The sequence below is a fragment of the Streptomyces canus genome, from assembly GCF_001514145.1.
Taxonomy (GTDB): Bacteria; Actinomycetota; Actinomycetes; order Streptomycetales; family Streptomycetaceae; genus Streptomyces; species Streptomyces canus.
The window spans coordinates 1-2,295 of the sequence record NZ_KQ948713.1 but is presented as its reverse complement, the minus strand read 5'-3'; the positions used below and the strand labels follow the sequence as shown (position 1 = coordinate 2,295).

The 2,295-nt window shown below is 66.8% G+C and carries 2 protein-coding genes; one reads left to right on the top strand and one right to left on the bottom strand.

The window, feature by feature from the left end; genetic code table 11:
- Positions 1-102 precede the first annotated feature (102 nt).
- Positions 103-570 carry an SUKH-3 domain-containing protein gene (locus AQJ46_RS51165; RefSeq protein WP_059212214.1) on the top strand — a complete coding sequence of 156 codons (468 nt, stop codon included), beginning with the start codon at positions 103-105 and terminating at the stop codon, positions 568-570.
- An 8-nt stretch (positions 571-578) separates the two neighbouring features.
- On the opposite strand, the gene AQJ46_RS51160 is transcribed toward AQJ46_RS51165, so the two are convergent.
- Positions 579-2,090: an ISL3 family transposase gene (locus AQJ46_RS51160; protein WP_225887687.1), complete on the bottom strand. Its 1,512-nt coding sequence runs from the start codon at positions 2,088-2,090 to the stop codon at positions 579-581.
- Between the last annotated feature and the right edge of the window lie 205 nt (positions 2,091-2,295).

The window sequence follows — 2,295 nt, the reverse complement described above, 5'->3', positions numbered from 1 at the left end:
GGGCTCTGGTCCACTTCTTGTGGTGCGGTCGCACGCTGTTCTCTCTCGGGTCGTCTGCTGGGATGATCGCCTCATGTTTCAAGCCGGGGGGCTGGGCCTGTCATGAGCGAGTGGTCGCCGGAGGTACTTGAGGTCCTGGAGGCTTCCGGATGGACGGCGGGCAGACGGGTCGACACGACCGGCTGGCGGTCCATGTTCGAAGCGGTCGGCATCGTCATGCACGACGCTGCGGAGAGGTTTCTCCAGGAGTTCGGAGGGCTGACCGTGAGCATCGGCGGCCCGGGAGTCAACCGTGCCCGGGAACCATTCGAGCTGGACCCGGAGCTGGCTTGGGGAGAGGATGACCGGTTCTCCGAGTGGAGCGACTCCTTGGGGAGACGTCTCTTCCCGCTCGGCGAGCTCGATCACGGCCGATTCTTTCTCGGTATCGATGAGGACAGTGAGATCTGCCTTATCGAAACCTGGGTCGCCAGCTTCGGGCCAATGCCGCACGCCCTCGAAAATTTGATCCTCGGCGTGATGCCCCGCAGGATCGATGACGATCACAGGCAGTCGGAGCAGGCCCGCTGACATAGTCATTAGGCAAGCAGGACGCGCTTGCGGAGGAGCTCGAATCCTGCGCGACCGAACATCTGGCGCTTGAGCATCTTGATCCGGTTGACATGGCCCTCGACGACACCGGAGTTCCACGGTTGGGAGAGTCCGGCGACGACGGCGTCAAGGTCGCGTTCGAGGTGGTGGGCGAACCGGTTGAGACTGGGCAGGCCGGTAGCTGCCCTGGCTGATTCGATCCACTCTGGCAGTTGGTCGCCTTGCAGGTCGGTGACCATGTGGGCGAAGGTCCGCACGTGCTTGGCGAGGACGTCCAGCTCGGGGCAGTTGGCCAGCACGGCCTTGAGCTGGATCCGGTGGCTCTCGACCAGGGCGTCCGGGTGGGTCAGGAGCCAGCGGGTCACGGCGCGGGCCGATGGCGGCCGGGGTCCGACCGGCTGGGGTTTGCCGCGCAGAGTCCTGCTCACGTAGTTGCGGACGTTGCCGTAGCCGTCCGGGTAGCCCTGCTCTCTGATCTCCTCCCATAGTTTCCAGGCGTTGGTGCAGCCTTCCTGCCAGCGCAGGTCGAGGTAGGGCTTGTAGGCGTCGAGCTTGGTCGCGCGGCTTTGCCACTGGCCGGTGAACAGCTCCTCCGGTGTGGCGGCCCGGGAGAAGCGCAGGACTGTGTTAAGCGTCATGCCGAGCTGCCGGGCGACGGACCGCTTGCTGTGGCCGGCCTTCAAAAGCGCGTGGATGGTGGCGTGCTTGGCGCGGGTGCGTTCGGCGAACCGGTGGCCCGTCGGCCAGGGCGATGACGCGGCCGGCTCCGCCTCCTCCGGTGGTTCATCGGGCGGTGCTGGTGCAGGGCGCAGGCAACCGCGGTGCCGGTGGACGCACTTCTCGGCGGCTTCGCCCAGGTTGTGCCAGAGGTGCCACCGGTCCGCGATCTGTATGGCCTGTGGGGCGCCACGGGTCGCGCCCTCGGCGAAGAAGGGGGCTCGGTCGCGGCAGACGATCTCGATGCCGGGCCGCTCGGCGAGCCAGGCCGCCAGCGTGTCCGCCTCCCGGTCCGGCAGGAGATCGATCGGGCGACGTGTCTCGACGTCGACGAGGACAGTTCCGTAGATGCGGCCCTTGCGCTGGGCGTACTCGTCCACGCCGACCACGCGGGGCGCCGTGATGGGAGGATCGGGCAGCGAGGCGATCAGCCGCAGCAGGGTATTCCGGCTGACCGGCGCCCCGAAGACGTCTGTCATGCGAGCCCCGGCTCGGCCCGCGAGCGCGAGGCCGATCGAGATGAGCGTCGATCGCAGCCGTTCCGTTCGCCGGCCGAACCGGCGAGTGAGTCCCGGAACCTGCTCGGCGAAAGTCTTGCGCGAACAGGAGCCCTCCGCGCAGACGAACCGGCGCACCCTCAATGCCACCACGACGGACCTGCCCGTCGTCGGTAGATCGTGAGGAAACCGCAGATAGGAGCCGTGTATTCGCCCCGACAAGTACCCGCAGCCAGGGCAGGTCGCCTGCCGAGCAGTGCTCAGGGCCTCGATCCGGACGGTCATGTCGGTTGCCTCGACCGACTCCACCAACACGTTCTCCAGCGAGGAGAACAGTAACTCATCGAGTTCCGGCCGTACTTCGTTCACGGCGCAGTACTGTCGGCCACACCGCACACCGACCGGGCGATTTTCGGGCTATCTCAGCCAGCCTCACGAGGAGATCGACAGTCACGCTGCGTACGCGACCACACGAAGTGGACCAGAGCCC

What these genes read in the sequence shown, in the direction of transcription:
- AQJ46_RS51160 (WP_225887687.1), bottom strand. Translation starts at nt 2,090, where the DNA reads ATGACCGTCCGGATCGAGGCCCTGAGCACTGCTCGGCAGGCGACCTGC.
- AQJ46_RS51165 (WP_059212214.1), top strand. Translation starts at nt 103, where the DNA reads ATGAGCGAGTGGTCGCCGGAGGTACTTGAGGTCCTGGAGGCTTCCGGA.